This window comes from Natrinema ejinorense (assembly GCF_002494345.1).
GTDB classification, from domain to species: Archaea; Halobacteriota; Halobacteria; order Halobacteriales; family Natrialbaceae; genus Natrinema; species Natrinema longum.
This window is the reverse complement of record NZ_NXNI01000001.1, coordinates 3893167-3919650: the sequence shown is the minus strand read 5'-3', so window position 1 is coordinate 3919650 and position 26484 is coordinate 3893167. Positions and strand designations below refer to the sequence as shown.

At 60.8% G+C, this 26484-nt stretch carries 30 protein-coding genes; 18 read left to right on the top strand and 12 right to left on the bottom strand.

Annotated features, from left to right (window positions below):
* Window positions 1–130: 130 nt before the first annotated feature.
* A complete protein-coding gene (gene carA / locus CP557_RS19245) occupies window positions 131–1210 on the bottom strand; it encodes a glutamine-hydrolyzing carbamoyl-phosphate synthase small subunit (protein ID WP_097381399.1) in 1080 nt (359 codons plus the stop codon).
* A 102-nt stretch (window positions 1211–1312) separates the two neighbouring features.
* On the opposite strand from carA, the gene CP557_RS19240 reads away from it, so the two are divergent.
* Together CP557_RS19240 and CP557_RS22285 are read left to right on the top strand one after the other, a co-directional pair.
* A complete protein-coding gene (locus tag CP557_RS19240) occupies window positions 1313–1726 on the top strand; it encodes an Lrp/AsnC family transcriptional regulator (protein WP_097381398.1) in 414 nt (137 codons plus the stop codon).
* A gap of 820 nt (window positions 1727–2546) precedes the next feature.
* The gene (locus CP557_RS22285; RefSeq protein WP_143825099.1) at window positions 2547–3686 is read left to right on the top strand and encodes a hypothetical protein; all 1140 of its coding nucleotides are present in this window, start codon (window positions 2547–2549) and stop codon (window positions 3684–3686) included.
* A gap of 67 nt (window positions 3687–3753) precedes the next feature.
* Here CP557_RS22285 and CP557_RS19235 read toward each other — a convergent pair whose 3' ends face one another.
* Window positions 3754–4470 carry a PHP domain-containing protein gene (locus CP557_RS19235; RefSeq protein ID WP_097381397.1) on the bottom strand — a complete coding sequence of 239 codons (717 nt, stop codon included), beginning with the start codon at window positions 4468–4470 and terminating at the stop codon, window positions 3754–3756.
* Between the two features lie 54 nt (window positions 4471–4524).
* Here CP557_RS19235 and CP557_RS19230 point away from each other — a divergent pair, with 54 nt between their 5' ends.
* The 9 genes from CP557_RS19230 to CP557_RS19195 all read left to right on the top strand — a co-directional run bounded on the left by CP557_RS19230 (window position 4525) and on the right by CP557_RS19195 (window position 12675).
* Window positions 4525–5478: a diacylglycerol/lipid kinase family protein gene (locus CP557_RS19230; protein ID WP_097381396.1), complete on the top strand. Its 954-nt coding sequence runs from the start codon at window positions 4525–4527 to the stop codon at window positions 5476–5478.
* 72 nt (window positions 5479–5550) lie between these two features.
* Entirely contained in the window at window positions 5551–6111 is a 561-nt protein-coding gene (locus tag CP557_RS19225) for an NUDIX hydrolase (RefSeq protein ID WP_097381395.1), read from the top strand.
* 238 nt (window positions 6112–6349) lie between these two features.
* Entirely contained in the window at window positions 6350–7720 is a 1371-nt protein-coding gene (locus CP557_RS19220) for a glycosyltransferase family 4 protein (protein ID WP_097381394.1), read from the top strand.
* 1 nt (window position 7721) lies between these two features.
* Entirely contained in the window at window positions 7722–8444 is a 723-nt protein-coding gene (locus tag CP557_RS19215; protein WP_097381393.1) for a class I SAM-dependent methyltransferase, read from the top strand.
* On the top strand, window positions 8441–9502 hold the full coding sequence (locus CP557_RS19210) for a prenyltransferase (RefSeq protein ID WP_097381392.1): 1062 nt from the start codon (window positions 8441–8443) through the stop codon (window positions 9500–9502). Before CP557_RS19215 ends, CP557_RS19210 begins: the two co-directional genes overlap by 4 nt.
* Before the next feature lie 367 nt (window positions 9503–9869).
* Window positions 9870–10346 (top strand): hypothetical protein, encoded by a 477-nt coding sequence (locus CP557_RS22280; RefSeq protein ID WP_143825098.1) that lies wholly within the window; start codon window positions 9870–9872, stop codon window positions 10344–10346.
* Window positions 10347–10476: 130 nt separating this feature from the next.
* Window positions 10477–11163: a hypothetical protein gene (locus tag CP557_RS19205; protein ID WP_097381391.1), complete on the top strand. Its 687-nt coding sequence runs from the start codon at window positions 10477–10479 to the stop codon at window positions 11161–11163.
* Between the two features lie 342 nt (window positions 11164–11505).
* The gene (locus tag CP557_RS19200) at window positions 11506–12405 is read left to right on the top strand and encodes a hypothetical protein (protein ID WP_143825097.1); all 900 of its coding nucleotides are present in this window, start codon (window positions 11506–11508) and stop codon (window positions 12403–12405) included.
* Window positions 12406–12492: 87 nt separating this feature from the next.
* Complete coding sequence (locus CP557_RS19195) at window positions 12493–12675, top strand: hypothetical protein (RefSeq protein ID WP_097381389.1); 183 nt, start codon at window positions 12493–12495, stop codon at window positions 12673–12675.
* A gap of 294 nt (window positions 12676–12969) precedes the next feature.
* On the opposite strand, the gene CP557_RS19190 is transcribed toward CP557_RS19195, so the two are convergent.
* The 3 genes from CP557_RS19190 to CP557_RS19180 all read right to left on the bottom strand — a co-directional run bounded on the left by CP557_RS19190 (window position 12970) and on the right by CP557_RS19180 (window position 15050).
* Window positions 12970–13791: an IS5 family transposase gene (locus CP557_RS19190; protein WP_097381388.1), complete on the bottom strand. Its 822-nt coding sequence runs from the start codon at window positions 13789–13791 to the stop codon at window positions 12970–12972.
* Between the two features lie 54 nt (window positions 13792–13845).
* Complete coding sequence (locus CP557_RS19185; protein WP_097378791.1) at window positions 13846–14481, bottom strand: IS6 family transposase; 636 nt, start codon at window positions 14479–14481, stop codon at window positions 13846–13848.
* Window positions 14482–14783: 302 nt separating this feature from the next.
* Window positions 14784–15050 (bottom strand): helix-turn-helix transcriptional regulator, encoded by a 267-nt coding sequence (locus CP557_RS19180; RefSeq protein ID WP_097381387.1) that lies wholly within the window; start codon window positions 15048–15050, stop codon window positions 14784–14786.
* 226 nt (window positions 15051–15276) lie between these two features.
* On the opposite strand from CP557_RS19180, the gene CP557_RS19175 reads away from it, so the two are divergent.
* The 4 genes from CP557_RS19175 (at window position 15277) to CP557_RS19160 (ending at window position 17420) form a co-directional block, all read left to right on the top strand.
* On the top strand, window positions 15277–15741 hold the full coding sequence (locus CP557_RS19175; RefSeq protein WP_097381386.1) for a PadR family transcriptional regulator: 465 nt from the start codon (window positions 15277–15279) through the stop codon (window positions 15739–15741).
* A 129-nt stretch (window positions 15742–15870) separates the two neighbouring features.
* Complete coding sequence (locus tag CP557_RS19170; protein WP_097381385.1) at window positions 15871–16089, top strand: hypothetical protein; 219 nt, start codon at window positions 15871–15873, stop codon at window positions 16087–16089.
* Window positions 16086–16556, top strand: a complete 471-nt coding sequence (locus tag CP557_RS19165) for a hypothetical protein (protein ID WP_097381384.1) — start codon at window positions 16086–16088, stop codon at window positions 16554–16556. The genes CP557_RS19170 and CP557_RS19165 overlap by 4 nt, the downstream gene beginning before the upstream one ends.
* 378 nt (window positions 16557–16934) lie before the next feature.
* Entirely contained in the window at window positions 16935–17420 is a 486-nt protein-coding gene (locus tag CP557_RS19160; RefSeq protein ID WP_097381383.1) for a halocyanin domain-containing protein, read from the top strand.
* 33 nt (window positions 17421–17453) lie between these two features.
* Here CP557_RS19160 and CP557_RS19155 read toward each other — a convergent pair whose 3' ends face one another.
* The gene (locus tag CP557_RS19155; protein WP_097381382.1) at window positions 17454–18212 is read right to left on the bottom strand and encodes a class I SAM-dependent methyltransferase; all 759 of its coding nucleotides are present in this window, start codon (window positions 18210–18212) and stop codon (window positions 17454–17456) included.
* A complete protein-coding gene (locus tag CP557_RS19150) occupies window positions 18209–19270 on the bottom strand; it encodes an alkaline phosphatase family protein (RefSeq protein WP_097381724.1) in 1062 nt (353 codons plus the stop codon). The genes CP557_RS19155 and CP557_RS19150 overlap by 4 nt, the downstream gene beginning before the upstream one ends.
* 225 nt (window positions 19271–19495) lie before the next feature.
* Here CP557_RS19150 and CP557_RS19145 point away from each other — a divergent pair, with 225 nt between their 5' ends.
* Window positions 19496–19813: a DUF7853 family protein gene (locus CP557_RS19145; RefSeq protein ID WP_097381381.1), complete on the top strand. Its 318-nt coding sequence runs from the start codon at window positions 19496–19498 to the stop codon at window positions 19811–19813.
* Window positions 19814–19907: 94 nt separating this feature from the next.
* Here CP557_RS19145 and CP557_RS19140 read toward each other — a convergent pair whose 3' ends face one another.
* Together CP557_RS19140 and CP557_RS19135 are read right to left on the bottom strand one after the other, a co-directional pair.
* Entirely contained in the window at window positions 19908–20228 is a 321-nt protein-coding gene (locus CP557_RS19140; RefSeq protein ID WP_097381380.1) for a hypothetical protein, read from the bottom strand.
* A 95-nt stretch (window positions 20229–20323) separates the two neighbouring features.
* Window positions 20324–21349, bottom strand: a complete 1026-nt coding sequence (locus CP557_RS19135; RefSeq protein ID WP_097381379.1) for a zinc-binding dehydrogenase — start codon at window positions 21347–21349, stop codon at window positions 20324–20326.
* 102 nt (window positions 21350–21451) lie between these two features.
* On the opposite strand from CP557_RS19135, the gene CP557_RS19130 reads away from it, so the two are divergent.
* Both CP557_RS19130 and CP557_RS19125 read left to right on the top strand, forming a co-directional pair.
* The gene (locus tag CP557_RS19130; RefSeq protein WP_097381378.1) at window positions 21452–22096 is read left to right on the top strand and encodes a MogA/MoaB family molybdenum cofactor biosynthesis protein; all 645 of its coding nucleotides are present in this window, start codon (window positions 21452–21454) and stop codon (window positions 22094–22096) included.
* A 1-nt stretch (window position 22097) separates the two neighbouring features.
* A complete protein-coding gene (locus CP557_RS19125; RefSeq protein ID WP_245853095.1) occupies window positions 22098–22892 on the top strand; it encodes a 5-formyltetrahydrofolate cyclo-ligase in 795 nt (264 codons plus the stop codon).
* A 613-nt stretch (window positions 22893–23505) separates the two neighbouring features.
* Here the strand turns inward: CP557_RS19125 and CP557_RS19120 are convergent.
* From CP557_RS19120 to pyrG, 3 genes are read right to left on the bottom strand one after another with little or no spacing between them, the layout of a single operon-like run.
* Window positions 23506–23838: a DUF7126 family protein gene (locus CP557_RS19120; RefSeq protein ID WP_097381376.1), complete on the bottom strand. Its 333-nt coding sequence runs from the start codon at window positions 23836–23838 to the stop codon at window positions 23506–23508.
* Complete coding sequence (guaA, locus tag CP557_RS19115; RefSeq protein ID WP_097381375.1) at window positions 23835–24752, bottom strand: glutamine-hydrolyzing GMP synthase; 918 nt, start codon at window positions 24750–24752, stop codon at window positions 23835–23837. Before guaA ends, CP557_RS19120 begins: the two co-directional genes overlap by 4 nt.
* Window positions 24752–26431, bottom strand: a complete 1680-nt coding sequence (pyrG, locus tag CP557_RS19110) for a glutamine hydrolyzing CTP synthase (protein ID WP_097381374.1) — start codon at window positions 26429–26431, stop codon at window positions 24752–24754. Before pyrG ends, guaA begins: the two co-directional genes overlap by 1 nt.
* Between the last annotated feature and the right edge of the window lie 53 nt (window positions 26432–26484).

Sequence of the window (26484 nt, the reverse complement as noted above, 5' to 3'; positions counted from 1 at the left end):
CGACGCGATAGCGGCTCGGATCGTGCACACGGCTTCGTCGCCGTCCCGTGGCTCGGTCGCCGAGCCACGTCGGCGGAGAGTCGCCACTGCGTGGCGGAAATCGTGGAGAAGCGACGGAGCCACCGGACGGTCAGTCGTCGGCGGGAACCGCTCGCGTGTCCGCTCGCTCGGAAGCCATAGCGAGCACGTCGTCGAAGAAGTCGAGGGTGTCTTCGGGGCCGGGGTTCGCTTCGGGGTGGTACTGACGGGTGAGCACGTCGTACTCGATGCCGTCGATCCCTTCGGGCGTGTCGTCGTTGACGTTGATCTGCGTGACCTCGAGGTGCTCGCCGGGGTCGGCGACGGTGTAGCCGTGGTTCTGGGTGGTCATGACGACCTGCCCCGACTCGAGGTCGAGGACCGGCTGGTTGACGCCGCGGTGACCGAAGGTCATCTTCTCGGTCGAGCCGCCCAGCGCCTCGGCGACGATCTGCTGGCCGAGACAGATGCCGGCCACGGGCGTGTCCTCGACGAATTCCTCGACGAGCGTGATGGCCCCCTCGAAGTTGACCGGGTCGCCGGGACCGTTCGAGATGAACAGGAGATCGGGGTCGACGGCCTCGACATCGGCGACGTCGGCGTCGTAGGGGAACACGTGGACGGTCGCGTCACGCTCGAGCAGCGAACTGATGATCGAGCCCTTCGCGCCGCAGTCGATCAGGGCGACCGTCTCGCCGTCGTTGTCCGCGCCGTGGGCGACCGGCTCGTCGACGCTGACCTGTGCGCCGATGTCGGTGTGATCGCTCATGGCCTTGCACTGCTCGAGCTCGGCCAGCGCGTCTTCTTCGGTGACGTCCTCACCGACGGCGATGCCACACTTCATGGCGCCGCCGTCGCGGATGTCGGTGACGATCTCGCGCGTGTCGAGGTGGTCGACGGCCGGGACGCCCTCGCTTGCGAGCCAGTCGACGACGTCTTCGGTGAGTTCCTTCGCGACGACGCCACGCGGGTGGACGCGGTCGTCCTCGAACCGCTCCTCGCGGACGCCGTAGTTACCGATCAGGGGGTACGAGAAGGTCAGGATCTGTTCCTCGTAAGAGGGATCAGTCAGACTCTCTTCGTAGCCCGTATACGCTGTTGTAAACACGATTTCGCCGCGAGCCGTTCCTGGCGCACGACCACGCCCCTCGAGTACGTGACCGCCTTCCAGTGCGACGTAGGCTTCCGTCATTACGATCTACGTATCGGATGGACCATCATAAGTGTTGTCTTCGAAGCTCAGTTACGATTTTCGTAATCGGTAAATGCGAGTTCGACGTAGGTACGCATCTCCATGGACGACCTGGACCGACAGATCCTCGATATTCTCCGGCGAGACGCCCGCACGCCGTACACCGAGATCGCCGACGAGGTCGGCACGAGCGAGGGAACCGTCCGCAACCGCGTCGAGCGCATGATGGACGACGACGTCATCGAGCGCTTTACCATCTCGACCCGGACCGGCAACGTGCAGGCGATGCTCGAGATCAGCGTCGCGGTCGACGTCGACACCAAGGCGGTCTCCGAGCGGATGGCCGAGTGGGACGAGGTCGACTTCGTCTGGATGGTCTCGGGCGAACAGGACGTCGTCCTCGTGGTCGACGCCGCGGACACGCGCGGGGTCAACGATCTGATCACGAAGGCCCGCGATCAGGAGGAGGTCGTGAGCACGAAGACGCGGCTGATTCTGGACGAGGAACTCGGCTAGGACGATCGGTCGAACACGTCAGTCGAGTGCTCCCAACCGGCCGGTCGGCCGCTGGTCGACGGTCACGTGCTGGAAGGCATATGCCAGCTCGAAAAGTGGTCCGATGAACGCTTTAGCGAGCAGTTCGATATCGATCGGGACGATAACCGTAGGCAGTCTCGTATGCGCGGAAAACTCTTTCTAGAGCATGTATGAAAGTAGATAGTCGATGATATCGGTCGTTTATTTGCGAATAGTGACCAAGAGCTATAAGAATGGGTAGTTAAATTTATTATATAACATTCTATTCATTAATATAATAATTATTATAAAGGGAAACATTGAAATATACCTATAGCATTCATTTAATTATGGGTGTACGGTATTGGGTTCGTATCATACTTACGGTTATTGTTTATAGTGCTGGAATTAGTCTTGCTAGCTATGTTTTTGTATCGTCCACAACTAACGTTTTAATTGCTCTTCCGGTTGGCAGTGGATTCCTTCTCCTTATACACGCGACAAGAACGTCGCACCTTGACGAACTTGGCTACGCGATTATGGTTATGTGGGCTGTGATTCTCGCGATATCAGTCGTTTCCGGAATCCTAAACGAATATACACAAACGATGAATGGGAATCCTTCCGCCATAATTGGCATCTTCAGTATTACTGGCGTTCTTATTGTTAGCTATCTATTGGTAGTAGTCTATTTCAGGAATACTATGTGGTCGCTTTTATAATGGCTCCTAAGCAGGATATTATATAAATTATGGCTCAAATAAAATTTAGTATAGAATAATTAGTTATTTATACTATAACCCCATGAGTAGAAGATGGAATGGAATCAGATAGATTCCCAACACGAAGGGACGCGATAAAAGGAATAGTTACAGTCAGTACTACAATGGTAGGAACAGCTTCTGCTAAATCAAAAAACGGATCTGAATTAGATCCTCAAGAACATATTAAGAAGTTAATCGAGAAACACGGGACGCTTCGTATCGGACGTGGATATTTCTTGAATGACGAAGACGAAGTCATCGTTGACACTACTGGAAAACGTTATTCTGCATTCGATCAGGATTACGAAATGGACATGGTGAAATTCCATCAACACCTCCATTTCGAGGACGAATATAGTACACGTACGGAGACTATACTTAAATTTGATGAAAAACAAGAACTGTCCGCTATGTCTGTGAACGATTCACACTCCCCCTCAGGATCAGCCACATTAATTAATAAAGTAGATGGAGAAAAATATCAGAAGGATTTTTCATTGAATGAATTCGAAAGAAAAACATCAGAAAAAGAAGAAGAATACATTGCTAACGAGGGTCCTACTCAGGATTCAAGCCCAATATCTCTAAACAGTGGATCATGGCATATTGGTACTTCAGACGATGGTACAGAAGACCTTGACCAAGGGATCCCAGTTATTAACACCGTCGGTGCAAATTATAAAACTAGTGACAATAGATGTGGTGTCGCACAGCAAAGTACATACTTAACAGTAGACGCTAGTGCTACAGCAGAAGTTTATGAAGAGAAATCAGTTGATGAGGACATTTCTAATGCTACAATAAAATATGATGGGAGTATCATGGGAGTGATTTCGACTGTTGGAATGGGAGGTTCTGTAACAGCAGAAGGGTTCATAAGAGATGATTCAGGCGAAGAATCAACATTATTGATGGATGTCGATACAGGTATAGCTGAAATACCATATCTCACAAATAGCGGTGATGTGGACGAGGAGTTTGGTCCTAATGATGGTGTCATAGGAGACAAGTCATACTTGGATTATGAAATGACTACGGATATTGAATCAGGTGACATAGAAATTGGTGTTCGAATGGAGGTAGCATTTAACGGACTTAAGGGAGGTATTACACAAACCAATTTCATGCCGGCAGAGAGGTTTTATCAACCAGAGGATCTGGGAACTAGGTACTCTAGTATTCGTGTTGATTACTGATTAAGTGCGACCATAGGATAGTTCGACATCAGTAGACTGAGATCACAGGGAGACTGATCGACATCTCTCAGTCGGACTCTTCTTCACCTGGCGGCGTCCCGACACCCGGCGTCGGCCGTTCGATCGCGTCGATCACGTGTTTGCGCTCGTGGATCGCTCGGTAGGCCCGACGGAGCAGGCGGTCGAAGCCGGACCGGGCGACCCGTGCGCTCACTCGGCCGTTGCGGATCGCGTCGACGATCGACTCGGGCGTGAGCCGGTCCGCTTCGACGACCGTGTACGCCCGGCCCACCTCGAAGGGGTAGTGGGCGTCGCTGCCGCCGACCAGCGGCAGGTCCCGCTCGGCGGCCAGTTCCTCCACGAGCGGCTGCGAGCGGGGGTGTTTGCCGTTGACCTCGATCGCGTCGAAGGGGACCTCCTCGAGTTCTCGCACCGTACTGTTCCGAAACGGGTGGGCGACGATGGCGGCGCAGTCCCGGTCGTGTGCCAGCGCGACCGCCTCCTCGGGGGAGAGCGCGCCGGGTTTCGTCGCCGCCGGGGGATCGGGGCCGACGACGAGGACGTGGCCGCGGTCGGTCGTGATCTCGATCCCCGGCAGCGTCGCGACCGCGGGGGAGGGATCGAACGCCGTGTAGTAATCGTGGTTCGTCGTCGCGACGCCGTCGAGGCCGCGGCGCTTGGCCATCCCGGCGAGCAAGCGAACGCCCAGCGGATCGAACCGGTCGCCAAGCGAGCGCCGACCGTGGAAGAATCGCGTGTGCGCGTGGAGATCGACCGTATACATACCGGGGCAAACGCCGGCCAGATCCTTTTGGATGCGGCCGGCATGGGCTGCAGTATGCCATCTCACGAGACGAGCGGCCGCGTTCTCGTTCTCAACCCCGTCAGCGGGGGCGGGGATCACGTCGACGAGGTCGTCGGCCTCGCGACCGAACACGGGTTCGAGGTCCGGACGACCGAGGAGAGCGGCGACGCGAAGCGCTTCGCCCGCGAGGCCGCCCCGAGCGCGGATCTCGTCGCCGCGGCCGGCGGCGACGGCACGCTCAACGCCGTCGTCAACGGCATCGCCGACGCGGAGGCCCTCGAGACGACCGCCGTCGCCGTCGTCCCCGCGGGGACGGGGAACAACTTCGCCGCGAACGTCGGAATCGAGGGCCTCGAGCACGCCTTTACCGTCGTCGAGGACGGCCGCCGGCGGGAGATCGACGTCGGCACGGCGAACGGTCGGGTGTTCGTCAACTCCTGTGTCGGCGGGATCACCGCCGAGGCGAGCAGCGAGACGACCACCGAGAGCAAGGCGGAGCTGGGCGTGCTCGCCTACGTGAAAACCACCCTCGAGACGGTCGGCGAGTTCGACTCGCTCCCGCTGCGAGTGGAGACCGCGACGGGACTCAACGGCGAGCGGGCGCGGGCCTGGGAGGGCGAGGCGCTGTTCGTCCTCGTCGGGAACTGTCGGCGCTTTACCGGGGCGCGAACCGCACAGGCAAACGTCGAAGACGGCCTCCTCGAGGTGACGATCATCGAGGACGCGGCGACGACCGATCTGCTCGGCGGCGCGGCCCTCGAGGGCCTGTTCGGCCAGAAAAGCACGCACATCGTCCGCCGTCGGGCGTCGTCGCTGGTGATCGAGAGCCACGCCGACGCCATCGAGTACAGCCTCGACGGCGAGATGCTCGAGACCGAAACGATCCACCTCGGGACGGAGCCGGCGACGCTCACCATCGCCGTCGGCGATGGCTATCGACCGGATCCGGACGACGGGAAGCGGTGGCCCCTCGAGACGCGCGGATAGACGGACTGTATCGATTCGAAACCGTCGGGACGAGACGATACTGGTTTCAAGAGTCGTCGTGAGTGTACGACTATGAGCACGCCGGAGGAGGACCTCCAACACGAGAACGCCGGACAGGACGTGATCGCCGTCGACGCCGACGACACCGAACTCGAACTCGTCAACCGACTCGACGCCCATACCGGCGAGGGAATCCGCCATCGGGCCTTCACGTCGCTGGTCTTCGACGGCGAGGGGAACGTTCTCCTCGCCCAGCGAGCGCCGGACAAACGTCTCTGGGGAACGTACTGGGACGGCACCGTCGCCTCCCACCCCGTCGAGGGACAGAGCCAGGAGGAAGCGACCCGCCAGCGACTCGAGGAGGAACTGGGGATCACCCCCGATCAGTACGACGACCTGGAGCTAACGGATCGCTTCGAGTACAAACGCTACTTCGAGAACGCGGGCGTCGAACACGAGGTCTGTGCCGTCTTGCAACTGACGCTGACGGACCGCAGCCTCGACCCCAACGAGGAGGAGGTCGCCGGGCTGATGTGGGTCCCCTACGAGCGACTGCACTCCAATCCGGAGTGGTACCGCCAGCTTCGGCTCTGTCCGTGGTTCGAGATCGCGATGCGACGGGACGTCCGGTGAGACTCGACGGCCGAACCGACCGACACCGGCCGGAGCCGGGGGCAAACACCACATCGAGGGAGCCGCCGCGAAACCACGACGGACCCGACCGCGACTGAGCACTCGAGCCCACGGAGGGCGACGCCGGTGCCCGAGCCCGATCGGCGCATGGCCTCCGCTCGAGACCGAACGCCGCCGGAAAACAGTACACGAACGGGAGGTTTATAGGGGAGTGCTCACACATGCAGGATAGACTGCGATGGTCACTGGCACGCTCAGACGGCTTCTCCGGGGGAGTACGATCGCGTCGTCCGCGTCGGCGGACGGATCGACCGCCGCGGGGGCGACGGCGGAATCGGAGCCCACGCCCGGGACGGGGCGGGTCGCCGACGAGTCCCTCGATATCTGTCTCCTCAGTTATCGATCGAACCCGTATTCCGGCGGACAGGGCGTCTACGTGAAATATCTGAGTCGGGCGCTGACCGCCCGCGGCCACTCCGTCGACGTGATCTCGGGGAAACCCTACCCCGAACTCGACGACGACGTCGGACTGGTGAAACTCCCCGGCGAGAACATCGTCGACGAACTCGACAGGCTCGGACAGTTCGAGCCCGCCTATCTCGGCGACCCCCTCGCGCTCTACGAGTGGCTCAGCGCGCTCACCGGTGGCTTTCCGGATCCCTACGCCTTCGGCCGCCGGGTCGTCGACTACTTCGAGGAGCAGGAGCCGTCGTACGACGTCGTCCACGACAATCAGTCGCTGTGTCACGGCCTCAACACGCTCCGCGAGCGGGGCCACCCGGTCGTGGCGACCGTCCACCATCCGATCACCGTCGACCGCGAGGCCGACCTCGCCGCGGCCGATAGCTGGGGGGAACGCCTGCTGATCCGTCGCTGGTATCGCTTCCTCCGGATGCAACGCGAGGTCGTCCAGGAGCTCCCACACATCCTGACCGTCTCCGAATCGGCCAGACACCGCACTGTCACCGACTTCGGGGCCGACCCCGAGTCGGTTCGTGTCGTCTACAACGGGATCGACACCGAACTGTTCGAACCCCGCGAGCGCACGCACGACCGCCCGCGCGTGATGACGACCGTCAGCGCCGACGTCCCGCTGAAAGGAACACGACACCTGCTCGAGGCCTTCGCGACCGTTCGGGGAGACGTCGACGCCGAACTCGTCGTCGTCGGGGAGTTCGACGAGGGCGGCGACTGTGCCCGACTCGTCTCGAAACTCGGGATCGAGGAGGCGATCGAAACCCACAGCGAGATCAGCTACGAGCGGATGATCGAGCTCTACGGCACCGCCGACGTGGCGGTCGTCCCGTCGCTGTACGAGGGCTTCGGCCTCCCCGCCGGCGAGGCACTGGCCTGTGGCGTTCCGGTCGTCGCCACCACCGGCGGCGCGCTCCCCGAAGTGGTCGGCGACGCGGGGGTACTCGTCGAACCGGGCGAACCCGACGCGTTAGCCGAGGGGATTCGGGAACTGCTCACGGACGAGCAGCGCCGTCAGCGCCTCGGCGAGCAGGGCCGCGAACGCATCGTCGAGGAGTTCGACTGGGATCGGGCCGCCCGCGAGACGGTCCGAACGTACCGCAACGCGATCGAAACGCAGTCACAGGTGGGATAAGATGGAGACGATCGATTTCGACCGGATGACCCTGACGCCGAGTCTGCGCGTCCTCGACGTCGGTTGTGGCGAGGGCCGTCACGTCCACGCCGCCGCCCTCGAGAACGTCGCCGAAGTCGTCGGGCTCGACCTCGAACGGGAGAGCCTGCACGCGGCCCAGGCGGACTACGAGGAGTACATCGCCGGCGAGACGGACGTGCCGGTGACCTTCCTGTCGGGGGACGCGCTCAGGCTCCCCTTCGAGGACGGCGCGTTCGACGTCGTCTGCTGTACCGAGGTCTTAGAGCACATCCCCGACTACGAGGCCGCCATCGACGAACTCCGGCGTGTCTGTGCGCCAGGGGGCACGCTCGCGGTGAGCGTGCCTCGAGCCGGCCCCGAGCGGGTCTGTTGGGCGCTCTCCGACGAGTACCACGAGGTCGAGGGCGGTCACGTCCGTATTTTCGACCGCGAGGAGTTACAGGCCGCCATCGAACACCGCGGGTTCCGGCGGGTCGACGGCCACTTCGCCCACGCCCTGCACGCGCCCTACTGGTGGCTGAAGTGTCTCTGGTGGGACCGCGACGAGCGGGGCGACCCGCCGCTGCCCTTGCGGGCCTACGACCGGTTTTTGGAGTGGGACGTGCTGGAATCCCCCCGCCCGGTCCGGCTGCTCGAGCGGGCGCTCGATCCTGTCGTCGGGAAGAGCGTCGTCTACTACTTCCAGCTGGAGGGGGCGGCGTGAGCAACGTCGCCTCGGGACGGTCGCTCGCCGACTGGGAGCTCGCGCCCGCAGTCGACTACATCGAACGCGTCCAGCGATCGGACGGGCTCATCCCCTGGTATCCCGACGGCCCCGCCGATCCCTGGGATCACGTCGAGAGCGCGATGGGGCTGTCGGTCGCCGAGCGCCACGAGGCCGCCCGTCGGGCCTACCGGTGGATCGCCGACGCCCAGCACGAGGACGGATCGCTGTGGGCGACCTACGGCGAGGCCGAGGCGGGCGACGGCGCACACGCCGGCGACGAACCCCGCAAGGAGACCCACCGCAGCGCCTACGTCGCGGTCGGCGTCTGGCACCACTACCTGTGTACCGGCGAGCGGGCGTTCCTCGAGACGCTCTGGCCGACCGTCCGCGACGCCCTCGAATTCGCCTGCGCCCAGCAGGCCGCGACCGGCGAGATCTACTGGACCGTCGGCGCGGACGGCGAGGTCTACGAGGACGCCCTCGTCGCCGGCTGTGCCTCGATCTACAAGAGCCTGGCCTGCGGGGCGGCGATCGCCGCGGAACTGGGCCACACCGACGCTCGCGAGCGCTGGCTCGCGGCCCGCGCCGACCTCGGTGCCGCGATCCGCGAGCGGCCCGACCGCTTCGATCGCACGTGGGAGAGCAAGTCCCGCTACGCGATGGACTGGTTCTATCCCGTCCTCTGTGGCGTGCTGGGCGGCGACCCGGCGCGACAGCGCCTCGAGGCGGGGATGGATCGCTACCTCGAGGCGGGACTGGGCTGTCGCTGCGTGGCGGACGAGCCCTGGGTGACCGTCGCGGAATCCTGCGAACTGGTCGTGTCGCTGGCCGCGGTCGGCGAGGCAGAACGCGCGCGTGAGATCTACGAGTGGCTCTTCCAGTGGACCGACGACGAGGGGGTCTTCTGGACGGGGTATCAGTTCGAGGACGAGGAGTTCTGGCCGGGCGAGCGGCCGACGTGGACGGGCGGGGCGGCGGTGCTGGCCGCGGACGCGCTGTCGGGGGTGTCGCCGGCCGCGGATCTGTTTACTGATCCCCTGCCGGAAAGGGAGTGAACTGTAGTGCTCGAGAGTGCTGGGACCGTCGGAACCGGACCGAGCGGCGGCTCTGAGGAAGGGGCGCATTTTCTCAGTGTGAATGCGCTGAGACTACTTTACGGAGTCTGCCTCCGAGATACTTGGTAAGGGGATAGCCAATGGACGAAGCGACGCAGGAGGAAGTCGAAGAGGCGATTCTACAACTCGAAGACGAGGACGATTCTGACGAGATCATCGTAGCGGATCGATAGCTGTGTCCCCAAGGGGACAGTACCAAAAAATTACAGTGCCCCGTCCCACCTCCGCACAGCAGTCCTCCAGTTGAATCACATGAAACGGGGGTCGTATTCCATGCTTTTATTGGCAATCTATCTGAGTGTATATCATGCCATCAGAATCGGTCATTGCGGCTTCAGCAGCGATTATCGGCGGTATTGCCCCCAAAATTGTTGACTTCCTGCTTGAAAGCCGGTCTCAAAACCAGACGGACAAGAGAGAATTCCATCATGAAGTTGTTTCATTAACCGATAGGGCGATACGGTCATATGAACAATATGTTCAAGATTACGAAAAGGGCGATGAAATCCCGTATACTAACGCGACACGCTGCAAGGGTCGTCTTCCAGATAATGAAATCAGGCAATTCAACATCAATAGACCGGGGCTTGCTACTGATGAATTGATAAATGACCTAAGGAATCTTCAAAATGTGGCGTGGGATATAGATCAATTTAATCTACCTCCTCGAACTGAGATGGACCCACTTACGGTGGAAAAGAGTGAGGAATATCTTGAGTTAATGAATCGGTTCTACAATATTTCAAGGAAGGTCCATTCAGAATCACTGTCTCAACTGGAGTAGTACCCCTGAGGGGAAAGGGCAATTGCGCGGCACGCGCTCTGTGCGCCGCGCTAGTGAAAATTTACCGAGCCTGCTTAGAGAGGGAATTCAGACATGAATGTTCTTTAGGCTAAAACACAGTCTTTGACCAATGAGTAATGAACTCGATGAGCAAACCATTGAGCCTGAAGAAGCAGAACGGATCGAATTCAGTTTGATTTTGGATATTATCTTGGATGATGCTGAATCGTTTGAAGAAATAAATATAGAAGATAAGGACGCGACAAGAGGTACACTCTCACGACTACGTCTTATAAAAGTCGCTGCCGACGCCTACAAAGAAGTCACAGAATTTGAAGACGAGATATCTATGATCTCTGACGATCTCGGTGACGATGCAGGGGCTGTGGCTCAAAAAGCTAGAAACATTCAGACTAGTTCTGATAAGTTAATACTCCTGTTTTCTATCGCGTCGGAAATGATGCAAGAGTATTCAGCAGAACTTCTCAGAGACCATATGATTGTTGATGAATTTAAGGAATCGAATAAGACTCAGGATCTCTTAGAGAGAGATCTAAACCAAACTGTCCGAGAAGAATTACTTTTGCGTACGGGAATTATTGACGAAGGGCTGAAAAGTGAAATGGTTCACCTCCGAAAATTTAGAAATCAGCTGATACACGGAGATCCTGTAGAGGCACTAAACAAGACACCAAATGAGTTAGAGTCCGAAATTGAACGGTGCCTTCAGACAATCAATGAGCTATTAGAGCATTCCTCTGAAAATCTATCCACAGAGTTGGCCATAACTGTTGAGACAGATAATACGGAGTCTTAGAAGAATTAGGCTCTGTTGAAATCCTATTCGTTAGACATCTCATCTGATGAAACTGCTGTGAGGTAGGCGTGCGAACTAATGGGATTCGTCGACAGTGAACTCGACCGCCAGATATGGCGTCGTTCCCAAAACAAGGAATCGGTGGGTTCCGGACTGAGGCCCGCCATCCAGAGGGAAGGCTCGCTCTGTCAATTATTGAGTAGGGTGCGGTATGTATGGTCCTGTTTAGGTGTTTCGGAGGTTCTACAGACATCATTGGGGTGATTCTCTGTGTGTTTCTATTTAACAAATGGAAAGTAATTCCACAATGTTTTAGTTCCTCAGTTCACAATTACTATTTTCATGGCCGATGGTAATTCCGGGCGGTACTTGACGAGACGAACCGCTCTGAAACTGTCCGCCCTCTCCCTCAGCACCACAGCGACCACCGGTCTCGCAACCGCAACCACCACCGACGACCCACGAGAAAAGGCAAAAACCCTCTTCCAAAAACAGGAGACCTCCAAAGCAGTTGAAATCCTCGAAGACGCCGGCATCCCGCACAAACACGCCGAACACTCCGTCCCAATCTCCGACGACCCCAGCGCAGCAGACTCAACCAACGACGAAGATGGCATCTCAACCCAAGACTTCTTCACCAACCCCGAATCGAACAAGATCAGCACCCTCCTGTACGAAACCTATACCGATGGCGTCTGGCACCTCAGTACGGGCTGGAACCTCACCCGAAACTCAGATTTCGATGGCCCCGAACCCACGGACGCACTGATTCTTGCCTGGGACGACTCCCACTTCAAATACGATCCCAACTCCCTCGACTACGAAGTCACGCACGAGTACGACATGCCGTCAGGGACCGTCACCCACACCGACGGCCACACCCTCGAAGGCGGAAAATACGTCGACTACATGGAGGTGTCCAACGGCCCACTCATCGGTGACTACAACAACGGCATCGGATTCCGAATCTTCGACCACGCACAGGAATCCACCGGCGTCAGCGTGTACTGGCCCCAGCGACAGTACGGCCATGCAAATATCGAAATCGAACGTCAGGCAGACGGCCCCGCAAACGTCCAGACGCGGTTCGAACACACCTGGTCGATCGGCAACGTCTCCCAATTCGACCCGATATTCAACACTAGCATTTCAAAAAATGCTAGCTCCGTTGACATCACTATTCCAGTTGAAGCTGATTCTTGGAATAAAGATGCTCTGAAAGAAATCCCAGACAACACCTGAAAATACATCAGTTGAACTGTCGAAGAACCGCTGGACAGCACGCACGATTCCAACACCATTTTTACGCTGCAATAATCGAACCCAAACATGGAAAAAGACGACAGACGATTTATCATTCTAGCTGCCTTAGCAGCAATGATACTAATAAACAGCCTCGAGAACCAACCCGCCAGATGGTTCCAACAAGTCTCCTTTTTCCTCTCATACGGCATACTCGCCTATCTCATCTATCTACTCGGAACCAACCTCGTACAGGCAATCCAACAATAAAGGGATGTGTTGGGTCGCGCCCTGAACGACCCGCTGGAGTGGCGTCGAGGAACGACGCGAGGTCGTTACGCTGTCGTAACCCGGGTCCCAGCTGGGGTCGTAACGCGCAGGCACTCGTCGGGGACTCGCCCATTGCTGGACGAGTCCCGGACGAGTCTACGGACCTCACGCTGGCCGACCCATGCTTGCAGCGCCAGTCCGGGTGGAAGCGTTTGGGTTCGTGATAAGTTGGGGCGATCGCCCACGTAGGTGTGTTACGGGAGTCTTGTTTGGTGGTTTGCCTGTATCTACCGGTTAGAATGATCGGTCGATATTGTGAACAACGCAGGTGATAGCGAGTTCTCGAAACTGTTTCCACCAGTGCCGTGACCGGACGAACGCACCGTACTTGCGTTTGAGTCGGGAGTTCACAGTCTCGTTCTGACTACGCTGACCATAGAGATCAGCATCCAGTCGAGCATTCCACGCCTTGTGGAGCGACGAAAACTCGCGGTGCTTGATGAGCGGTCGAACACCGGTCTCACAGGCTACTGCGCGAACCTTCTGGTCGTCGTATCCCTTGTCGCCAAGGAGAACCGCTACGTCCCCGGTATTCCGCTTGATGAGCGACGGTGCAATCTTTGAGTCGTGCTTTCGTGTCGTCGTTACGTGTACGTCGATAATCGCGTTCGACCTCGTGTCCACCAGAAGAGTCACCTTCAACTGCTGAATCGTTAGCTTCGTTCGCTTCGTGTAGTGTTTCGAGGCGTGACTCCGGTCAAACCCTGAAGCGTCGATCCCAACGATACCGTTAGTCGGGAGAAGCGTGACCGAGAGGTTAAGCAGAACACGCCAGACAGCCATATCGAGTCGGTTGAACGCTTTGCACAACGTTGAGGGTGACGGGAGTTCGTCCAAGTTGATGGCTCTCCGAATGCGGGGCATCTCGATGAGTTCGTCGAGAAGCGCCCGATACGTCGTGTTCTTCCGAACTTTGAGACAGAGTAGAACGATGTGCTGGTGGAGTGTGTAGCGTCGTTTCGAGAACTTCGAGGAGTAGTGAGCGACAGTTCGTCGGGCCAAGTGGACTGCCTGCTCAACGAACTGGAGCAATCGTGACTTTGGGAGGGCCTGCATTCACTTACACTAGCTGTCGAGCCTGTAACCCTGTGAGGATTTCAACGGTAGTGTTCAGATAAGCTGATTCCATGCGAAGCTGAACGATCTGAGCCAGTCGTCGGCAGTTTCTGCTTCGGCGTTGCTGAAGCAGTTTGAGAAGCAGAGTGTTCGTCGTTTTATCTCTCTAAAGACACGTTCAACAGCATTTCGATTTCCATGCTTTTCGTATCTGAAATCGAAGCCGTGGCGCTGACATGCATCTTGTAACGAGTGCGACCCATCAACGAGAAACACGGCGTCAGAGACGTTGTGTTTCTCGGATAGTTCCGTAAGAAACGAATGAGCGAGAACCTTCGTTGTTGTCGGTTCAAGCTTTGTATGGAGCAATTCGTTTGTCTCTGGATCGATTGCGGCGTACAGCCAATACTGCTCATCGTTCAGTCGGATCACGGTCTCGTCAACCGCAACGTGATCCGGACACCGGCCAGATTCGGGCTGTAGATCGGCCTTGTGTACCCAATTGTGAACAGTAGACCGAGCGCGTTTGACACCGAATACCTCAAGAACAGAGACAGTATTCGAAAGCGAAAGTCCAGCGAGGTGCAGTTGAATACTGAGCTTCATCAGCAATCGCGGTGTCGCTTCTCGTTCAACAAACTCTAAGTTGATCTCGTCTAAACAACCGTTGAGGCGGTCGTTTTCGGGCATAGATCACTCAGAAAACGAACCGCCTCATCCTTCATCCTTATCTGAACACCGCCATTTCAACAGAGCCAAGAATTATAGCATCGCTCCTTGGACCGTCCCCGCCTAAGGGGTTGCATGTCGACAGAATCCGATCCCCGAATATGCACACAAACCGCTATTCGTTATGTGTATATATCGAATCCATCCACCGGTTGGCCTATTAGTTTTCTCGAGCAGCCAGCGTGTTCCGCTGATTTTGGTCCGAAATAGGTTATTCAGCGAGTCGAAAAGACAGGATTTCAGGTATCGTGGGTACGAGTTCGTTACGATGGTTCGAGGTCGTCACTTTCCAGTTCCCCCTCGAGATAGGCGCGACCTCGATCCGTAATTCGGTAATAGCCTCGATCGTCGTCTACTTTTTCCAGTAGATCGTGATCCACTAAAACAGGAAGGCGTCTTTTGATCGTAGATTTTGAAACGCCCTCCAAATTGTATTCTGCAACCGCTGGGGGAATAGCGATCCCCGCTTCCTCGAAAATTTCGAGAATCGCGGGATCAGACTTCGTCATCCACGAAACCAGCGGGCGCATTCAGTCGGAAGTCACGCTTTCCTATCATAACTGCAGGTGGCATGCAGTTGAATGGGATTATACGAGTTCTATTTGATCCCATATAGGGTCAATTATAAGTCCTCTCCGTCCGTTAATCAGAGCAACGGAGGCCAGACGGACCCACGACTACCCACATCGGTCCTCGAAAATGCGGACCCGGTGCCCTACCACCGGCCCGCGTGGCTTCCGTACCCTGCCGAAAGCCATGTCAGACGACGATTCGCGGGATCTTGAACGTCCCGCTCGAGCAGACGCATCGCCCCCAAATACCACGGACGACCGGCGCGCGTGGGCCAAACTCACCGGCTTCCAGCGCGACTGTCTCGAGGCCGTCGCCCGCCGCGAACACGAGGGCTACCCCTGCTATCCCTGGGGGATCGCGGAGACCATCGAGCGCTGGTATCCGAGGGTCAGCCCCGGCCGACTCGAGTCGAGCCTGCGCGCGCTCGTCGATCGCGACCTCGTCACGACGCGCGATGGCTTCCCGGGCTCCGTCCACGCCTATCGCCTCACGGGTGCCGGGCGCGCGCTGCTCGTCCAGCGCGCCGACCGGCTCGCCGTCCTCCGCGAGCGACGACCCGACCACGACGCGATAACGGAGGGGACCACTCGAGGGGAGGGGGCCGATCGGTCGAGTGGGACTCGAGACGAGGACTCGAGTGGCGACTGAACGTCACTGCACACCCGCTCGCACGACGGCCGTCAGATCCTGGGAAACGGGACGGCGTCCTCCCTCGAGGGAAGTCCCTGATCTGGCAGAACAACTGTTATAGTCGTACTCCATCTAGTGAAGAATACGATGTCCCCCTCTCAGACCTTCGACGACGAAGAGGTCGCTACTGTCGTTGGGTTGCACGTTCTCGGCGAACTCACCGTTACGGAAGGTGCAGACCGGTTGGGAATAGATCCGGGGGAATTTCGTGACATCTTGCTGGAGGCCGATGTCGTTCCCCGACATGGGCCAGCGACTCGACAAGACATCGACGACGAAATCGATGTTGCCCGCCGAATCGAATGACGGACGACTCCGACAGTAGTGATTCGATCGAGGGAGTTGTGTTAGATACGACCGTCCTGTCGAACTACGCTGCATCGGATTCTGTCGGATTCCTCACCGCTACGTTCGCTCACCCGCTGTCAGTAGCTGCTGTGAAAGAGGAACTCGAACGGGGGAGTAAACAGGGTCGTCCCTATCTCGAGGAGGCGCTCCGATATTTGACTGGGAGCGGCCAGACGGAGACGATTCCGGTAGGGAGCGTTCAGGACCGATCGATCCAGCAAATCCAGAAATTAGACTACGGCGAACGGCACGCTCTCGCCTACGCACGAGATCACGGATGGGCACTAGCGACGGATGACATGGAAGCTCGATCGGCAGCAGAAACGGTCGATGTTCCGTGTACCGGGTCGCTCGGGATCCTTATTCGTGGGATCGAGAACGAAGAAATATCTGTAGCAGAAGCAGAATCCTGGCATACGACGTGAGTCGAAAAGAACGGGTATTATTCACCTGTCGATAGCGTCACTGAACTCATCGAATAGCTGAACGAGACGTGTTCCCCAGCCCACCGACGTTGCACGTCGATAGAATTCGCGTCACGAATATCCATACGAGTCGTATCTCGTCGTGTGTCTCTCTCAGGCCGATCGAGCGCTTGGCCGATCATCGCTCTCCGATGAACCGATACGACCTGCCGGTTTGGTCCGAACTATAGTAGCAACTGAAACGATTTACACACTGATCGCAACGCTGTCGTGCGATCAGGTGTGCAATGACTGTCAGTTGCTACTATAGGTCGATCGACCCCGCCCGTTGCAAGGGTAAGGACTCGAGTTTACTCACCGGCCAACCACGAGCTACGTATGCGGCTACTCGATCGGCGAACGACGATCAAAGCGATCGGCTCGAGCCTCGCACTCGGCGGGCTCGGTGCCACCGTGAGCGCACAGGACGACGAGGAACCGGACTACGGCGACTGGTTCGACGACGTCGACGACTACGAGGAAACCGAGGACCTCACCGGGGAGGACGAGGTCACGGTCGACGTCGGGGCCGGGGACGACGGCCTCCAGTTCGATCCGCCCGCGATCCGCATCGACCAGGACGCGACGGTCGTCTGGGAGTGGACCGGCGAGGGCGGCAGTCACAACGTCGTCCACGTGCCCGAAGACGAGGAAGAACTCGAGATCGAGGGCGCGACCGGCGCGGACGAACCCGTCTTCGAGACCGAAATCACGGACGAGGAGGGCATCACCTTCGAACACCAGTTCGAGGAGACGGGGACGTACCTCTACGTCTGTGAGCCCCACCGAGAACAGGGAATGAAAGGCGCAGTCGTCGTCGAGTAAGGTCTCCGGTCGGTCCCGGAATCGGCGGCCCCGTCACGACCGGCTCGAGTCCGGCCGAGCGCTCGAGGACGGGAGCCGCCCGATGCCGGTATCACAGACGACGCACGATCGAAGGCCGTTGGCCTCGGTAAATCGATCGAACAGCCTCGAGAGACGAACGTCGTGGCTCGCGAGCACGCCCCCCGGCGTGAGGTGAGCGAGCGCCGTCTCGTACTCGAATCGCATGTGGGGCAACCGGTGGTCCGAGTCGTGCAGAAAGAGGTCGACGGGGCCGACGGTCTCGAGTAGCTCCGGGAGTACCTCGCGTGCGTCGCCCTCGCGAAGCTCCCAGTGGTCCCGACAGCGATCCGGGATCAGGTGGCCGTACTCGAAGGGGCCGGGCGGTCCGCCGGGGAGATCCACCGCGTAGAGCGTCCCGCCGCCGTTCTCGGACAGTGCGGCGAGGATGTGCGCGTCGAACGACCCGAAGAGCACGCCGGTCTCGACGACCGTCTCGACCGCGAGTGCGCGACAGACGACGTAGAGCGTCACCCCATCGCGCCAGTGGGTCGTGTCGGTGGCGACGCCGGCCTCGTGGATCTCGGCGACCCGGTCGGCGTAGCTCTCGTGGAACCACTCGAGGTCGTCGTATTCCTGCTCGTACGCCCGCAGTTCGGCGGCCGACGCCGGGAGCACGTCGGCCAGCCGCTCGGCCCGCTCGCGCGTCTCCCGGCCGTAGTCGAGTCGACGGCGCTCGAGCCCCAACCGAGCTTTCCGAACGGCGTAAATCGCGTCGCGAAGGGGGGTCGTCATCGGTAACCCAGCGCCTCGAGGCGCGATTCGACCGCGGGTTCGTTCGCGCTGGCCGGGTCGTCGTCGCGGAGTCCATCCGGAAGGGCGGGATCGCACGTCCCGCGATCCTGCCCCTCGCTGACCGCCCAGGGCACCCGGCGCAGGGCGGGAACTGGCGTTCCGGGCGGGTGCGACCAGACGCCGAACTCGCCGATGGCGTTGCCGTGATCGCTGGTCATCGCGACCCGTCCGTCGCAGTTCGCGAGGAGTCGCGCGACGTCGTCGAGCACCCACTCGAGGTTGTCCCGGTAGGCCGCCCAGACCGCGTCGTAGGAGAGTTCGCCGTTCCGAAGTTTGATCCAGGGGTCGTTCATCGAGTCCGTGTCGTCGTCTTCCTCGGCTTCGGCCTCGGCCAGCGCCTCCAGTGCCTCGCGTTCCTCCGGCTCGAGGTCCGCGAGGTCGATCTCCTCCTCGTCGTCCCCGTCGGTGAACTGCCCCCAGTGTTCGATGTCGGCCGAGCCGAAGAACCAGCCCGGTTGCGACCGGAAGGGGGCGTGGGGTTGCATGTAATGAATCAGTACGCGGTCGACGCCCAGCTCCGCCCGGTTGCGCCAGATCGCGATCGCGGCGTCGGTCAGCGGGTCGGGCGGGATCGTCGAGATGTCGTCGTCGACCCACTCCTCCCGCCAGGCCTCGTGGAAGACGCCGAAGTCGTCGGCCTCGAGCGGGAGGACCTCGTCGGAGGTGACGAGAATGTGCTCGCAGGGCTGGGAGGAGAAGGGGTTGCCGGTGACGTAGGCGGTCCGGGCCATCTCCTCGCGGTACTGCGGGGCGAACGTTCGGTCCATCCACTCGGCGGACTGGGACCCGACCGACCACAGCGAATCGACCCCGTCGGCGTCGGGCAGCGCCGGATGGCCGGCCCTCGCGACCTCACGCATGAGATCGAGGCGACAGCCGTCGAGGACGCAACAGACGTCCCACTCACGCTCCCAGATCGGCGTGGCGGGGACGAGTTGCGAGAGCGTATAGCCGATGCGTCCGGTCGCGATCTTGCCGGATACCGTCGCGAAATCAATCACCGTCGGCTCCTACCTGAGTGGTGGATCCGATTCTGTTAGTAGCTTTTGATCGCCAGCGTGACCGTTCGGAGCGACGGACCGGCGACTCCCGCTCGAGACGCCGGGTGGCCGACCCCGCCGCTGGCCCGGCGAGTTCCCAGCAACTATGCCACACTGTGACAAGGCTTATTAGGACGGTGTTCGTAGCTTCGGTCGAGGACCACCCCGGTCCCGTCCGACGAAATGAGCTCCTCACCACCGACAACCGAGACGTACGAAGTCCCGCTCTCCAGAGACGAGCAATGGGTCGTCCACCACGTCCTGTCGACCCGCCTCGACGAGGCCCTCGACGCGGACGAACGACCACCCGAGTGGGTACTCGAGGTCATCGAGATACTCGAGACCGACGGCGACACGGAACGATTCACCGGCCTGCAGGCCGATCGCATCTATGCGGAACTCGCCACGTACGTCGACCACGAGGAGACACCCGACCGGGACGTCGATCACGGATCGGCCGTCCTCGAACGACTCGAGGAGATCCAAGAGACGCCGGCATAACGGCCGCCAGCGCTCGAGCGCTGGAGACACTCGCTGGTAGATTTATTAGACGAACGGGACGAACGCCCTCGAGCAGCCACGCGGTCGGCCCGGCTCAGGGCCGCGTCGTCGCCCAGACGGCCGTGATCGCGAGCAAGATCGCGGGTGCGAGCGGGAGAATCAGCAACGCGAAGCGATACCCCTCCGCACTCGGCGGGAAGAGATAGATCGCCATCGGGGCGACGAGAAATGCGAAGACCAGGACACCGACGAGGATCCAGCCGCGCCAGTCGAACTCCCGGTCGATCGTCGCTGGATGGGGCGGATCGGCGCCGTCTCCGTCGTCGGCCGACGAATCGGTCCCCTGTTCGTCGTCCGCGCCGGCATCGAACGCCGCAGGATCGTGGACGTAGCCGCCGTCGTCGCTCGAGGTCACTATCGGATCGTTCGACCGCAGAGTGAAAGCCCTCACGGTTGGCCACCCTGACGTTCCACCGGATCGGGGCGGTCGGGAAGCGTCGACGGGGTGGTCTAGAGTTCGCTGTCCGGTCGGACGACGACTTTGCCGAACCCTTCCCGGTTCTCGATGATCTCGTGGGCGCGTGCGGTTTCGCTCATCGGCAGTTCCTCGCGGATCGCGGGCTCGAACGTCCCGTCCCAGACGAGTTCCAACACGTCGTCGACTTGATCGGGCGTGGCCATCGTCGAGCCAATGATCTGGAGCTGATTCCAGAAGATACGCGGAATGTCCGTCTCGGGATTGCCGCCGCCGGTACCGCCACAGGTGACGAGTCGCCCGCCCTTGGTCAGGCTCTTCAGCGAGTTCTGCCAGGTGGGCGCGCCGACGTGTTCGACGACGATGTCGACGCCGCGACCACCCGTCTCCGAGAGGACCCAGTCCGCGAAGTCCTCCTCTTCGTAGTTACAGACGTGGTCCGCGCCGTGTTCCTCGGCGTAGTCGAGCTTCTCCGCCGTACTGCCGGTCGCGTAGACCTCCGCGCCCGCGTAGTCGGCGATCTGGAGGGCAGCGTGGCCGACCCCGCCGCTGGCCCCCAACACGAGCACCGACTCGCCGGCTTCGAGGTCGGCCCGTTCGATGAGCATCCGCCACGCGGTCTGGAAGACCAGCGAACTCGAGCCGGCGACCGTCCAGTCGACGTGGTCGGGAACGGGAATCAGGTTGTCCTCGGGGATCGCGGCGTATTCGGAGTGGACGCCGGTGACGTGTTCGCCGATGATGTGAAAGCGCGGGTCGAGCGTCGGGTCGTCCATCCGCAGGTCGCCGACGCCGGCCGAGAGCGCGACGTGGTCGCCCTCCTCGAAGCGGCTGACGTCCTCGCCGACGTCCTCGACGACGCCGGCCCCGTCGCTGCCCGGAATGTGGGGCATCTCGAGGTCGATCCCCGGCATTCCCCGCCGGGTCCAGATGTCCAGGTGGTTGAGGGCGGCCGCCTTGATGTCGACCAGTACCTCGTCCCGATCGATTTCGGGGTCGGGATAGTCGCCGTACTCGATGACGTCCGTGTCGCCGTGTTCCGCGAATTGGACTGCCTTCATACACGCAGGCAACGGAAAGCCGATGCATAACAGTTTGGCAACCCGACGCGGCGTGCCCCCTCTTCGCCCAGTACTTTACCCACTCCCTCCCGAAGACGAGGTATGACGGAAACGGCTGCGGACGAGACGTCCGACGATAGCGACGGGACGCTCTGTACCGGTGTCCTCACGATCGCCTCGGATCGAAGCCTCGAGACCGACGAACCCGGGGAGGCACTCACCGAGATCCTCGAGGCCGACGGCAACGAAGTCACGGTGCGAGAACACGTCGGCCCGGATCACGATACCGTCCAGTCGATCGTCTCGCGATTGATCGACCGCAACGACGTCCACGTCGTGCTCACGGCCGGCGCGACGGGCGTCGAATCGACCGACGTCGCCATCGAGGCCGTCGCCCCGTTACTCGACAAGGAGCTGGCGACCTTCAGCGAACTCTTCACCGTGTTGGCCTACGACCGGGTGGGGACGAGCGCCGTGACCGCGCGGACGCTTGCCGGCATCGCCGACGAAACGCCGGTCTTCTGTCTGCCCGGCAACGCCGATGCGGTCCGCCTCGCACTCGAGGAGATCGTCCTGTCGGAAGCGCCCGAGATCATCGACTGTCTCCGGGAGGACGAGCCGGACACCGAGGACGACGACAATGCCGAGGACGACCTGGACGCTGCGGCCGACGACGACGCCGAAAACGACCCGGACGCCGCGGCCGGAGACCCAACCGAAGTCGACGCGACCGACGGAGGTGCCTGACGTGGGGGCCGCCGACGACGATCGAGGGGACCACGGCACCGATAAGGAGTCCATCCGCGAGCGCGTCTGGGACGACCTCGAGGAGAGCGGCGAGGCCCGGTTTCCGTTTCCACCCCACGGCCGGATTCCGAACTTCGCCGGGGCGGACGACGCAGCCGATCGGCTGGCCGAGCAACCGGAGTGGACGGACGCGACGACGATCAAGGCCAATCCCGACGCGCCGCAACTCCCCGTCCGACGGCGCGCGCTCCGCGAGGGGAAGACGGTCTACATGGCGGTGCCGCGACTGCGAGACGAGAAGTGTTTCCTGAAACTCGATCCCGCGGCACTCGAGGACTACGACGCCGCGACGACCGTCTCCGGTTCCTCGGAGCACGGCGAACAGGTGGGGCCCGACGAGGTCGACCGCGTCGATCTGATCGTCTCCGGGAGCGTCGCCGTCAGCGCGGAGCCGGAGTCCGCACGGACGGGGAGCGACGATCGCCACACGACCGACGACGGCGGCCGGATCGGCAAGGGCGAGGGCTACAGCGACCTCGAGTACGCCGTGCTCCGAGAGCTCGGACTCGTCGACGCGTCCACGCCGGTGGCGACGACGATCCACGAACGGCAATTGATCGACGAGCGCGTCGCGATGGGGGACCACGACGTCGCGATGGATCTCGTCGTCACGCCCGATCGGGTGATCCGACCCGAGGGGAGCGACCAGCCGACGGGGATCGACTGGGACCTGCTCGCCGACGAGCGACTCGAGGAAATCCCCGTTCTCGACGGGTTCCGAGGGAACGTCTCGTAGCAACTGAACGTCACTGCACACCGACTCGCACGACAGCGTTGCGGAGTCAATCGTTCCAGTGGCTCCTCTCGCTCGCGGCGCTCCGGACTCGAAATCGGAACGATCCCGGGGTCGATTCGCTGGACGTCGGTCTACCCAGTCGTAGCAATGAAAGGGTGTCCATCCCCGGAACGCGGCGGAACCCGCCGCGTTCCGAACGCCAGATTCCCAAAAGCGACACGAGCCGGGTGGGTGAGCGGCTCGCGTCAGCGAGAATCGATTGGCAGTGGTGGGGAAGGGTGCTGTGGTGGGATTGCTGGAAGTCGCGGGAAGGCGGTGGATGCCATCGGTGGGATCTGCCCGTCGACCTCCATCACGACGTGATGGCCGATACCACTTGAACGGGGGTGATGGTATACCGATTTTACGCCGAATTACGCCGAATTCAACGCGAGTTCAGCCGCCCGAATTCCGGCTCGAAAAAGTTTATACTGGCTTCATAGCCGACTCCGGTCCCGAAAAAACTGCGTCCGGAGACCGGATCGACGCTGTCGTACGGACGCCTGTCAGTCAGTGGCGGCCCAGCGCCACAGCGAGTCGCGGGTGCGCCGGGACCCGGCGACACCGGAGCGTCTCACTCGACCAGTTCGTCGGCGACGACGTGTGCATCCATCAACTGTGGATCGATCGCGATATCGAGTTGCCCCTTGACGAACTCGGGGACCGTTCGTCGCGCGTAGACGACGGTCCGCACGTCGTCGTTCAGATCACAGACGATCGGGATGGTGGTCGCCTGTCCCACGTCGGTCAGGACGTACAGGTCGACCCCGACGACGCCCGCCTCTTCGAGTTGGGGTCGAGAGATGACGCCATCGAGCCGGGTCACGTCGACACCCTCGCCCTCGAGTGCAGCGCCGATGCCGTCGTCGTCGGGGCCGGCGACGACCGCGGTCGTCGTGGAACTCATTCGTACTCGATGGTCGCGGGCGGTTTGTGGGTTACGTCGTAAACGACGCGGGCGACGTTCTCGTGGGACCCCGTAATTCGGGACTGGATGCGCTGGAGGGTGTCCCAGTCGATCTCCTGGGCGCGGGCAGTCATCCCGTCGCGTGACTCGACCGAGCGGACGGAGACGACCCAGCCGTGGACCCGATTGTCACCCTTGACACCCGTCGCCTTCCCGATGACGGCAGCAAGCGCCTGCCAGGGCTCGTATTCTTCGAGTTCCTCCTCGACGACGTGGTTGGCCTCGCGGGCCACCTCGAGTTTCTCCGCGGTGATCTCGCCGATGATCCGCACGGCGAGGCCGGGACCGGGGAACGGCATGCGCTCGGAGATGATCTCCTCGAGGCCGAGTTCGCGTGCGACCTCGCGGACCTCGTCCTTGTAGAGGTCGCGCATGGGTTCGACGATACCCTCGAAGTCGACGACCTCGGGGAGGCCGCCGACGTTGTGGTGGGACTTGATCGTTCCCTCGCTCTCGATGCGGTCGGGGTAGATCGTCCCCTGCACGAGATAGTCGGCGTCGACGTCCGTGGCGACCGTCTCGAACTCCCGGATGAACTGTTCGCCGATGATGTGGCGCTTCTCCTCGGGATCGGTGACGCCTTCCAGTGCGTCGAGGAAGCGGTCCTGTGCCTCCACGATCCGGAGACTGTCCATGTAGCCGAAGGTCTCGCGGATCTCCTCGGTCTCGCCTTTCCGCATCAGCCCGGTGTCGACGTAGACGGGCGTGAGCTGGTCGCCGATCGCCTCGTAGGCCAGCGCGGCGGCCGTCGAGGAGTCGACGCCGCCCGACAGCGCGATGACGGCGTTCGCATCGCCGATTTTCTCGTCGATCTCTGCGACTGCGTCGGGGACGAACGTCTCGGTATCTACCATCAGTGGGTTACCTCCGTTTCGGCGTCGGCATCGTCGGGTTCGCTCTCACTCTCGGCATCGGGTTCCTCGAGGACGGCCTCGACCAGCCCGAGGAAGGGTGGACTCGGCTGCCCCGGTCGGGACGTGTACTCGGGGTGAAACTGCGTGCCGAGGAAAAACGGGTGGTCGTCGAGCTCGAGGATCTCCATCCGGTTGCCCGCGGTACCGGAGAAGACGAGGGGTTCGTCCTCGAAGCGGTCGAAGTACTCGGGGTTGACCTCGTAGCGGTGGCGATGTCGTTCCGAGCAGGACGTGTCGCCGTAGAGGTCGTAGGCCAGCGTCTCGGGTTCGATGACGGTCGTGTGCTCGCCGAGTCGCATCGTGCCGCCCATGTCCTCGACCTCGTACTGTTCGGGCAGGATGTCGATGACGGGATGGGGCGTGTCCGCCTCCATCTCGGCGGAGTGGGCCCCCTCGAGACCGAGCACGTTCCGGGCGTACTCGACGACGGCCATCTGGAAGCCCAGACACAGGCCCAGGAAGGGGACGTCGTTCTCGCGGGCGTACTGGACCGCCCGGATCTTGCCCTCGGAGCCACGCATTCCGAACCCGCCGGGGACGATGACTCCGTCCATTCCCTCGAGTTGGCCGTCGTGGCCCTTGCTCAGTTCGTCGGCGGCCACCCAGTGGACGTCGACGTCCACGCCGACCTCGAAGCCGGCGTGTTTCAGCGACTCGTGGATCGACATGTACGCGTCCTCGAGGTCGTACTTCCCGACCAGCGCGATGTCGACCGTCCCTTCCTTCTCGGTGGTGACGATCTCACGCCAGTCGTTCGCCCGCTCGCCCTCCGGGAGCGCCTCGTCGTCGAGCCCGAAGTGCTCGAGGACGTACTGGTCGAGCCCTTCGTCTTCGACCATCAGGGGAACGTGATAGACGTCCTCGACGTCGGGGTTCGAGAACACCGCTTCCGTGGGAATGTCACAGAACAGCGCGATCTTCTCCTTGGTTTCGGGGTCGAGCCGATCCTCACAGCGGCCGACGATCACGTCGGGCTGGAGGCCGATCGACCGGACTTCCTTGACCGAGTGCTGGGTCGGCTTGGTCTTTTGCTCGCCGTTTTTCGAGTACGGGACGAGGGTCACGTGGGTAAAGAGGACGTTCTCCTCGGGTTCCTCGTGGGCGAACTGGCGCAGGGCCTCGAGGTAGGGCATCCCCTCGATGTCCCCGACGGTACCGCCGACTTCGATGATACAGACGTCGGTCCCTTCCGCGGCCTCGCGGATGCGCCGCTTGATGTCGTCAGTGATGTGTGGAATGATCTGGACCGTCTTGCCCAGGTAGTCCCCCGCGCGTTCCTTCTCGATGACGTGCTGATAGGTCTTCCCCGTCGTGATGTTGTGATCCGAGGTCATGTCGATGTCGAGGAACCGTTCGTAGTTCCCGAGATCGAGGTCGACCTCGCCGCCATCCTCGAGGACGTAGACCTCCCCGTGCTGGTAGGGATTCATCGTCCCCGCGTCGACGTTCAGGTACGGGTCGATCTTCACCGCGGTGACGTCGAACCCGGCGTTTTTGAGGAGCCGGCCGGTGCTCGCGGCCGTGATCCCCTTGCCGAGCCCCGACATGACGCCGCCGGTGACGAAGATGAACTTGTTCCCCAGCGAGGGGTCATAATGAGTGTCCGATTCCGTCGGCATACCGAGTGTGCGCGCGACCGCTTGAAAACGATTTCGGGACCGCACCGCCTCCG

Excerpts from the sequence above, each read along its gene's own strand:
- carA (WP_097381399.1), bottom strand. The coding sequence starts at position 1,210 with ATGACGGAAGCCTACGTCGCACTGGAAGGCGGTCACGTACTCGAGGGG.
- CP557_RS19240 (WP_097381398.1), top strand. The coding sequence starts at position 1,313 with ATGGACGACCTGGACCGACAGATCCTCGATATTCTCCGGCGAGACGCC.
- CP557_RS22285 (WP_143825099.1), top strand. The coding sequence starts at position 2,547 with ATGGAATCAGATAGATTCCCAACACGAAGGGACGCGATAAAAGGAATA.
- CP557_RS19235 (WP_097381397.1), bottom strand. The coding sequence starts at position 4,470 with ATGTATACGGTCGATCTCCACGCGCACACGCGATTCTTCCACGGTCGG.
- CP557_RS19230 (WP_097381396.1), top strand. The coding sequence starts at position 4,525 with ATGCCATCTCACGAGACGAGCGGCCGCGTTCTCGTTCTCAACCCCGTC.
- CP557_RS19225 (WP_097381395.1), top strand. The coding sequence starts at position 5,551 with ATGAGCACGCCGGAGGAGGACCTCCAACACGAGAACGCCGGACAGGAC.
- CP557_RS19220 (WP_097381394.1), top strand. The coding sequence starts at position 6,350 with ATGGTCACTGGCACGCTCAGACGGCTTCTCCGGGGGAGTACGATCGCG.
- CP557_RS19215 (WP_097381393.1), top strand. The coding sequence starts at position 7,722 with ATGGAGACGATCGATTTCGACCGGATGACCCTGACGCCGAGTCTGCGC.
- CP557_RS22280 (WP_143825098.1), top strand. The coding sequence starts at position 9,870 with ATGCCATCAGAATCGGTCATTGCGGCTTCAGCAGCGATTATCGGCGGT.
- CP557_RS19205 (WP_097381391.1), top strand. The coding sequence starts at position 10,477 with ATGAGTAATGAACTCGATGAGCAAACCATTGAGCCTGAAGAAGCAGAA.
- CP557_RS19200 (WP_143825097.1), top strand. The coding sequence starts at position 11,506 with ATGGCCGATGGTAATTCCGGGCGGTACTTGACGAGACGAACCGCTCTG.
- CP557_RS19195 (WP_097381389.1), top strand. The coding sequence starts at position 12,493 with ATGGAAAAAGACGACAGACGATTTATCATTCTAGCTGCCTTAGCAGCA.
- CP557_RS19190 (WP_097381388.1), bottom strand. The coding sequence starts at position 13,791 with ATGCAGGCCCTCCCAAAGTCACGATTGCTCCAGTTCGTTGAGCAGGCA.
- CP557_RS19185 (WP_097378791.1), bottom strand. The coding sequence starts at position 14,481 with ATGCCCGAAAACGACCGCCTCAACGGTTGTTTAGACGAGATCAACTTA.
- CP557_RS19180 (WP_097381387.1), bottom strand. The coding sequence starts at position 15,050 with ATGCGCCCGCTGGTTTCGTGGATGACGAAGTCTGATCCCGCGATTCTC.
- CP557_RS19175 (WP_097381386.1), top strand. The coding sequence starts at position 15,277 with ATGTCAGACGACGATTCGCGGGATCTTGAACGTCCCGCTCGAGCAGAC.
- CP557_RS19170 (WP_097381385.1), top strand. The coding sequence starts at position 15,871 with ATGTCCCCCTCTCAGACCTTCGACGACGAAGAGGTCGCTACTGTCGTT.
- CP557_RS19165 (WP_097381384.1), top strand. The coding sequence starts at position 16,086 with ATGACGGACGACTCCGACAGTAGTGATTCGATCGAGGGAGTTGTGTTA.
- CP557_RS19160 (WP_097381383.1), top strand. The coding sequence starts at position 16,935 with ATGCGGCTACTCGATCGGCGAACGACGATCAAAGCGATCGGCTCGAGC.
- CP557_RS19155 (WP_097381382.1), bottom strand. The coding sequence starts at position 18,212 with ATGACGACCCCCCTTCGCGACGCGATTTACGCCGTTCGGAAAGCTCGG.
- CP557_RS19145 (WP_097381381.1), top strand. The coding sequence starts at position 19,496 with ATGAGCTCCTCACCACCGACAACCGAGACGTACGAAGTCCCGCTCTCC.
- CP557_RS19135 (WP_097381379.1), bottom strand. The coding sequence starts at position 21,349 with ATGAAGGCAGTCCAATTCGCGGAACACGGCGACACGGACGTCATCGAG.
- CP557_RS19130 (WP_097381378.1), top strand. The coding sequence starts at position 21,452 with ATGACGGAAACGGCTGCGGACGAGACGTCCGACGATAGCGACGGGACG.
- CP557_RS19120 (WP_097381376.1), bottom strand. The coding sequence starts at position 23,838 with ATGAGTTCCACGACGACCGCGGTCGTCGCCGGCCCCGACGACGACGGC.
- guaA (WP_097381375.1), bottom strand. The coding sequence starts at position 24,752 with ATGGTAGATACCGAGACGTTCGTCCCCGACGCAGTCGCAGAGATCGAC.
- pyrG (WP_097381374.1), bottom strand. The coding sequence starts at position 26,431 with ATGCCGACGGAATCGGACACTCATTATGACCCCTCGCTGGGGAACAAG.